Here is a 6,859-nt window from a genome sequence, read left to right as displayed (position 1 = left end):
AACTACGGTTGGCGATCGTCGGGTGGATCGAGACGACCTACCACCGGCGGCGCCGGCAACGCGGGCTCGGTCGACTGACACCCGTCGAATATGAGACGCTCCATCAGACCGCACACGCGGCCTGAAACTGCACACCCCGTGTGTCAACCAGGGTGGGGGCAGTCCCTCGGATGCACTTCGCCGCCACACGCACGCTGCCTGTCACCGACTTCTTCGATGAGGCGGGGGCACAGGGTGTTGCGACGGCTCAACGCCGATCTTCGCTCGCCGCGGAGCGTTTGAACTGGGCTCCCCGCGGCCTCGCAGAGCAGCTCATCGAAGACGGCCAAGCCATGTGCCCGCGCCACCATCGCCGTCGACCGGGTGCTCGACAAGCTCAATTCTTCGTGCCGACCACTGTGCTCCATCCTGGACGAGCGGTCTGACCGACCCAGGCAGAAACACCGTCCGACGCTACTCCAGGACGTGCGGCGCCGCGTCTGCCCGCCACGGGGAAGCACACTCCGACGGCGCACCAGGCGCATGGCGGGATGGATCTCGCGGCTCCAGCTGCGCCCGCAGGCCAGCCTGGAGGACGCAAAAGGCGAGCGTGAACGCCGACGTCCGCGACCGGCACCGGCACACGCAAGCGTCCGCTAACGGTGATGGGCAGCCACCCCACTCGCGAGCCCCGCCCGCGAGTGGGGTGAGATCTTGCTCGAGCGTTGATATGCGCAGCTGCGCGCAATGCGTCACCCGCTGTTGGCGACGCATTGCGCGCGAGGACTTCTCGACCGAGAATAGGCACACTGGCAGCTGTATTCCGGCAAGCACACTCCTCACGACATCTTCCTATGGGTGCGCCTCATCGCTGCCACGTGGCGCCCAGACGATCGACGCGTCGAGGGCTTCGACGGTCGAGCCCTCCACTCGGAACGGGTTGATCTCGATGGATTCGAGCGAGTCGCCGAGCCGCTCGGCCAGGCTGGCGACGTTAAGGATCGCAGCCACCAACGCATCGAGGTCGACGGGCTTGGAGCCGCGGACACCGTCGAGCAGAGCCTTGCCGCGCAGCTCCGACAGCATCTGTCGCACGTCGGTCTCACTCACGGGAAGGGTCCGCAGCACACTATCGTCGATGACGTGCACGAGGACACCACCAAGGCCGACTGCGAGAGTAAGCCCCCACTGCTGGTCGCGCACGACCCCGACGATCATCTCCACGCCTCCAGATCGCATCGATGAGATCAGAGCACCTTCGGATTGCGCGCCCGGTACTGCGAGCACCGCAGCCTGCACCTGGCGATATGCCCGTCGGACGGCCTCGGGCGAATCCAGGCCGAGGAGGACTCCACCGATGTCGCTTTTGTGGACGATATCGGGCGACACGAGCTTGACCACGAGCGGCGAACCGAGCCGACCCGCCGCCTCGACGGCCGCCTCCTCGTCCCTGACATGGGCGTACGGAACCGCGGGGACACCGTGCTCGACCAGGAGCGCCAGCGACTCAGCCTCACTCCACACCCCACCGGCCCCCGCGAGGTAGGACAGGTCCGGGGCGCTCGCTGTAGGCAGGTGGTCCGGGCGAAGCCACTGCGACCACCAGATCGCATGGCCAGCCGCCTCGACCACGTGGTCAAGACCGGTCATGGCGAGCGGGATGCCGAGCTCCTCGAGATTGCGCACCGTCCCGGGGTCTATCGTCGCGATCGTCTGGTCGAGCAGGATCACCGGCGTGGCGGAACCGGCGAGCGCCGGTGCGTCGATCCGCAGTCGGGCCTTGATTGCCTCGCCGCGTTCCTCGGTGGGATGAACGTGGATCGCAGCGACGATCGCCACCGACGGATCATCGGCGATCGCGAAGATCGAGTCGCGAAAGAGCTCTGGCTTCGCCGATGCCGCACCCGTCGAGTCGAGCGGGTTGCGCAGGGTGCAGAACTCCGGCAGCAACTCGGCGAACCGCGCCTTCGTCGCGTCCGCGAGGATGGGAAGCCTGACACCCGATGCATCCGCCCGGTCGGCAACAAGGTCGCAGGCGCCGCCGGACATCGAGACGACTCCCAGGTCACCCGTGGCCAGCGGACCGGTACGTGACAGCAGCCCGGCCGTCATCACCAGCTGCTCCAAAGACCTGACCCGGATGACGCCGAACTGCCGAAGCGCCGCATCGACCAGACGGTCGTCACCGACGAGTGCACCGGTGTGACTCTGGGCGATCTCGGCGGCGAGCTCGCTCGAGCCGATCTTGAGCGCCACGATCGGCTTGCCGAGCTCGGCCGCCCGACGCGCCAGACTCCGGAAGGTTCGGGCATCGCGGATCGACTCGATGAACATCGCCACGGAGCGGACCCGCTCGTCCTCGATGAGGATGGTCGCCATCGTGGTCGTGTCGACCATCGACTCGTTGCCGGTTGAGACGACGTGGCTGACGCCGATGTTCTGCTGCGCTGCGAAGGCCGCGATAGTGTGCGCGGTCGCGCCGCTCTGTGACACGACCGCCATTGCGCCCGTGGTGAGCTCGGCCATCCGGCCGGACCAAGCGGGCACCTTGTCGACGAGGTTGATGAACCCCAGGCAGTTCGGTCCCACGCAGGTTACCCCGAGCTCCAAAGCGAGCTCGGTGATCTGCTGCTGCATGGCGCGACCGTTGGCGCCGATCTCGTCGAAGCCGGCAGCTAGGACCACGGCGAAACGGATCCCGGCCGCGGCGATGTCGCGCAGCGCGTTCGGGACGGCCTCGGCGGCCACCAGCAGCAAGGCCAGGTCGACCTGCTCGCCGATCTCGGCGCACGACCTGTGTGCCGGCTGTCCGTGGACGGTGCCCCCCTTGCGGTTGACGAGATGCACCTGACCCTCGAACCCCAGCCGGGCGAAGTTGGAGAACGACCCTGCGGACCAGGCGGAGCGCTCCGACGCACCGACGATGACGACGTTGCGGGGCGCGAGCAGCGCGCTCAGGGAGTGGGGCCCGGTCATGTCGATCAACGTCCTGTCCATCTGGGTTGTCTCTTCTCCGCGAAGGCCTTTGGCCCCTCGACGAAGTCGTGCGAGGCCAGCAACCGATCGCGTCGGCCGTTGTCCTTACGGAAGGCGTCGTCGATGCTCAGGAACTGGGCGTCGAAGACCGCCTCCTTGGTGAGCTGCACGGACAATGGCGAGCACCTGATGATCCGGTCGGCCCACGACTGCGCCGTCGTCATCAGCTCGTCGTGGGGAACGACCTCGTTGATCAGCCCGATCCGATGGGCCTCGGGCGCATCGATCAGGTCGCCGGTCAGGAGCATCCCCATGGCCAGCTTGAAGGGGACCTGACGTGCGAGCCGGTGAGCGCCCCCGGCACCGGCGAAGAGGCCGACCTTCGGCTCGGGAAGTCCCATGCGGGCGTGCTCCGAGGCCACGACAATGTCACAGGCCAGGATGAGCTCGAGACCGCCGCCGGCGGCGACGCCGTTGACCGCCGCAATGATGGGCTTCGGGCAGTCGAAGTCACGGGTAATGCGCCCGAACGGGGGGCGGGCCTCGCCCTGGACGTCGCCGCCCTGCGCCGTACGCTCGGCCGTGACCTTGAGGTCGTTCCCTGCGCAGAAGGCGCGGTCACCTGCTCCGGTCAGAATCGCGACCCACACGTCAGGATCGTCGCGGAAATCTTCCCACGCCCCCGCGAGCTCGCGGTGCGCCTCGAGATGCAGGGCGTTCATCGACTCCGGCCGATTGAGCGTCACGACCGCGACACGGTCGCGCTTTTCGTAGGTGATGAAGTGATAGCTCATGAGGCTCTCCGGAATCTGGGAACGGTGAACGGCTTCTCGGTGCGGTCGAAGACGGCGACCATCTCCGATCCAATCGGTGTGCTCGCGGCGTTCTCGCCGACGAGCGAGGCGTTGAACCGGACACCCTCCTGCGTTTCGACCGTTGCGAGGACGTACGGGCTGGGGAACCGCGGGTGGGCCTGGTGTACGACGGTCAGGCTGTACAACGTTGCCCCGCCGCTCGCTGCACGCCATACGACGGCGGGTGCGAAGCAATGGGGGCAGCGGTATTTCACCGGCCACATGTACCCATCGCACGACTCGCAGAACTGCAGCATGAGCTCGCCGCGGGCCGCGCCCTCGAAGAACGGGGCGCTGGCGTCGTCGTAGGTGAGCTCTGAGGCGTCAGTCGGCATGCTTGCTCCAGATCGTTGTCGAGTGGAAGTTGAGGACGCCGCCGTTGCCACTGGCCAAGACGATGTCGTTCTTGGCCACCTGGCGGTCGCCGGCCTGTCCCCGTGCCTGCATGATGGCCTCCGAAAGGGGGGTGAAGCCCCACATGTAGTAGCCCGATAGCTGCCCGCCGCCGGTGTTGGTGGGCAGCGAGCCACCGGGACCGAGCTTGCCGTCCGCGACGAATTCACCGCCCTCACCTTTTTCGCAGAAGCCGTAGTCCTCCAACGTCACCAGGACCGTGTACGTGTAGCAGTCGTAGAGCTCGAGGATGTCGACGTCGTCGCGCGTGATCCCCGCAAGCGCGAAGGCCTGCTCGCCGGCCTGCTGCGCGCCCGTGACGATCCCCGGGTCGCGTCCGGACATCTGGTTGTCCCCCGGCGCGGCTTGCGTTGCAGCCTTCAGGTGGATAGGCGGCTGCCGCAGGTCCTTCGCGCGTTCGGCCGTGGTCATCACGACGGCAACGGCACCGTTGGAGACCAGACAGCAGTCGAAGAGGTGGAACGGGTCGGCCACCATGCGTGAGGCCTGGTGGTCCTCGAGCGTCATCGGCTTCTGCATCTGCGCGTACGGGTTCATCTGCGCCCACTCGCGCTGGGCCACTGCGATAGCGCCGAGCTGCTCGCTCGTGGTGCCGTAGAGCTCCTGATGCCGACGCGCGGCCAGGGCGTAGGGGACATTGCCACCGAACTCGCCATACACCGCCTTGAGGACGTTCATCCCGTCCCAGACCCCGCGTGCCGCGTACGCGGCACCCGCACCGACAGCGGGCTTCAGTGGGGTATCGCCATATACAAGGACCACATGGTTGACCAAGCCCGCTTCCAGAGCAAGGCTGGCGTACTGGACCATCGAGCCGACTGTCGAGCCGAATGCCCTCATCGAGTTCATGATCGACAGATCCTCGAACCCCAGCGAGAACTGCAGGCGCGGGTCCATGTCCAGGTTTCCGTTGCCATTGAGCAGCAGCCCGTCGATGTCGGTCTTCTGCAGTCCCGCGTCGTCGAGGGCTAGGCCGATCGCCTCAGCGGCGAAGTCCGCGGTGGTTCGTCCGTAGATCTTTCCCATGGCCGTCACGCCCAAGCCTACTACCGCGGTGTTCGCCGACCATCTCCGATGCGCAGTCACGCGACCGAACGTAACTTTGCGGATCCGATCTGTCAAACTGAATTCGGTTTAGCATGGACATGGGTTGGTTAGAGCCATATGGGTTGCAGGATCAGGGACTGGCGGCACTGCCACTGAATCACGTTTGCGACGACGGAATTCGCACCATCAGCACCAGATGACACTGCCCGTCGTGCTCCTGGTGGCCGACTTCCGCGTCCACCGCGACTGGCGGATTCGAGCGGTCGTCGCAACACTTGCGTGATCATTGTGACATTCGAGTGGCGAAAGCCGTTGCCGGCGTGGCCCAGTGCAAGCTCTTGCGCGGGCGATTGTTGAGAAGGTCCTCGTCCCGTCGTCCCGCGCCCGGACGCTGTCCTGCCATTCGTGACCGCAGCAATCCGCCCGCCACCAGACCCTGCGCTGCGAGTCCCACACACGTTCTGCGGAGAATGCGGTAGCGTCCCATTGGGTGGTGTAGTTCGGATCGGTGAACCCTCTGGTTCGTGATCAACGAGTCATGTTGTAGGTTATGCGGTTTCGAGTTCGGGTGTCAACGACTGCGGGTTCGCATCGGTGGCGCGGGCTCGTCCTTAGGCTGCGATGACCACCCTGAGCTCGTCCATACTCACATCGGAGACATAGCGGCGGGTGACCTGCCATTCATCGTGCGCCTCGATCACCACCGCCGTCGTCAGACGCAAGAACGCGGCCGGGTTCGGGAAGATTTCCACGACGTCGGCGCGGCGTTTGATCTCCTTGTTCAGCCGTTCGATCGAATTGTTCGACCAGACCTTCTGCCCAATGGGCGTTCAGGAAGACCCGGAACGCGAGCACATCTTCCTTCGCATCCCGCATCATCGACGCCACCTTCGGGAACGACTCGTTCAAGGTGTCGGCGACCTGATCCCACTGCTGTACAACAGCATTTGCTTCGGTGTGCGCGAAGATCGTTTTGATCGCAGCCATCACCGGCGGCACATGCTTCGACGAGACCGCCGACCCGACGTTCCGCATGAAATGCTCGTGTGGCCCGGGTGGGCACCTTTGTCCGTCGGGCACGCTCAGATGCTGATCGGCGAGCGTGAGCAGGCCGCTGGCCTGCGCCAATGCCATCACCGAGACCAGTCCCGCGGTCGACACCAGATTGGGGTCGTCGAATCTGGCCGCGGCGACGGGCCAGGTGTGAGATTGCATCCGCGAGATGCCCTTCTGTGTGGCTGAATCTGACCCTAGAGAAGTCTCATTATTCCACTATGACAAGGCATTTCGCCCCAATGACACTCTCCAGACGCTCATACCAATCGGTGCTTCCAGGCTTATGCGGGCGGTTGAGCCACACACGGGCGACGTCGCCGTCCTTTTCGAGCACGATGTGGTCGGTGTCCTTTCGAGGGAGAAACTGAACTGGATTTACTTCGGTTAGAGATGGCCGATGCACTCGTGATCGAGCGGTACTACGCGATCCTCGACAGCGGCCGGATCGACGACGCAGTTGCCCTGCTCGACGAATCTATCGAGTTCGCCATAGCCCTCCCGGGTACCGTCCGCAGGGGATACAACCGCTCCGA

General features: G+C 65.3%; 6 protein-coding genes and 3 pseudogenes. 1 reads left to right on the top strand and 8 read right to left on the bottom strand.

The annotated features are described in order from the left end of the window. A pseudogene (locus tag HGB39_RS37600) lies at positions 1–125 on the top strand (IS3 family transposase); the annotation flags it as partial. Positions 126–831: 706 nt separating this feature from the next. On the opposite strand, the gene HGB39_RS37595 reads toward HGB39_RS37600, so the two are convergent. From HGB39_RS37595 to HGB39_RS40465, 8 genes and pseudogenes are all read right to left on the bottom strand, one after another. Beyond that, positions 832–2,955: an acetate--CoA ligase family protein gene (locus HGB39_RS37595; RefSeq protein WP_064080857.1), complete on the bottom strand. Its 2,124-nt coding sequence runs from the start codon at positions 2,953–2,955 to the stop codon at positions 832–834. A 5-nt stretch (positions 2,956–2,960) separates the two neighbouring features. Continuing rightward, positions 2,961–3,749, bottom strand: a complete 789-nt coding sequence (locus HGB39_RS37590; RefSeq protein ID WP_005262819.1) for an enoyl-CoA hydratase-related protein — start codon at positions 3,747–3,749, stop codon at positions 2,961–2,963. After that, a complete protein-coding gene (locus HGB39_RS37585) occupies positions 3,746–4,144 on the bottom strand; it encodes a Zn-ribbon domain-containing OB-fold protein (RefSeq protein ID WP_064080855.1) in 399 nt (132 codons plus the stop codon). The genes HGB39_RS37590 and HGB39_RS37585 overlap by 4 nt, the downstream gene beginning before the upstream one ends. Then, complete coding sequence (locus tag HGB39_RS37580; protein ID WP_064080856.1) at positions 4,134–5,249, bottom strand: thiolase family protein; 1,116 nt, start codon at positions 5,247–5,249, stop codon at positions 4,134–4,136. The genes HGB39_RS37585 and HGB39_RS37580 overlap by 11 nt, the downstream gene beginning before the upstream one ends. 207 nt (positions 5,250–5,456) lie before the next feature. Further along, positions 5,457–5,726: a zinc-ribbon domain-containing protein gene (locus tag HGB39_RS37575; RefSeq protein WP_081276631.1), complete on the bottom strand. Its 270-nt coding sequence runs from the start codon at positions 5,724–5,726 to the stop codon at positions 5,457–5,459. 155 nt (positions 5,727–5,881) lie between these two features. Then, entirely contained in the window at positions 5,882–6,043 is a 162-nt protein-coding gene (locus HGB39_RS39765) for a transposase (RefSeq protein WP_267204520.1), read from the bottom strand. Positions 6,044–6,152: 109 nt separating this feature from the next. After that, positions 6,153–6,326, bottom strand: a pseudogene (locus HGB39_RS39760) (transposase); the annotation flags it as partial. Next, positions 6,320–6,485 (bottom strand): annotated as a pseudogene (locus HGB39_RS40465) (IS1380 family transposase); the annotation flags it as partial. The pseudogenes HGB39_RS39760 and HGB39_RS40465, both read right to left, overlap by 7 nt. Positions 6,486–6,859 lie beyond the last annotated feature (374 nt).

The sequence above is a fragment of the Rhodococcus opacus genome (assembly GCF_012396235.1).
Classification (GTDB): Bacteria; Actinomycetota; Actinomycetes; order Mycobacteriales; family Mycobacteriaceae; genus Rhodococcus_F; species Rhodococcus_F opacus.
The sequence above is the reverse complement of the archived record's forward strand: the minus strand, read 5'-3'. Positions and strand labels throughout refer to the sequence as shown.

Excerpts from the sequence above, each read along its gene's own strand:
- HGB39_RS37590 (WP_005262819.1), bottom strand. The coding sequence starts at position 3,749 with ATGAGCTATCACTTCATCACCTACGAAAAGCGCGACCGTGTCGCGGTC.
- HGB39_RS37585 (WP_064080855.1), bottom strand. The coding sequence starts at position 4,144 with ATGCCGACTGACGCCTCAGAGCTCACCTACGACGACGCCAGCGCCCCG.
- HGB39_RS37595 (WP_064080857.1), bottom strand. The coding sequence starts at position 2,955 with ATGACCGGGCCCCACTCCCTGAGCGCGCTGCTCGCGCCCCGCAACGTC.
- HGB39_RS37580 (WP_064080856.1), bottom strand. The coding sequence starts at position 5,249 with ATGGGAAAGATCTACGGACGAACCACCGCGGACTTCGCCGCTGAGGCG.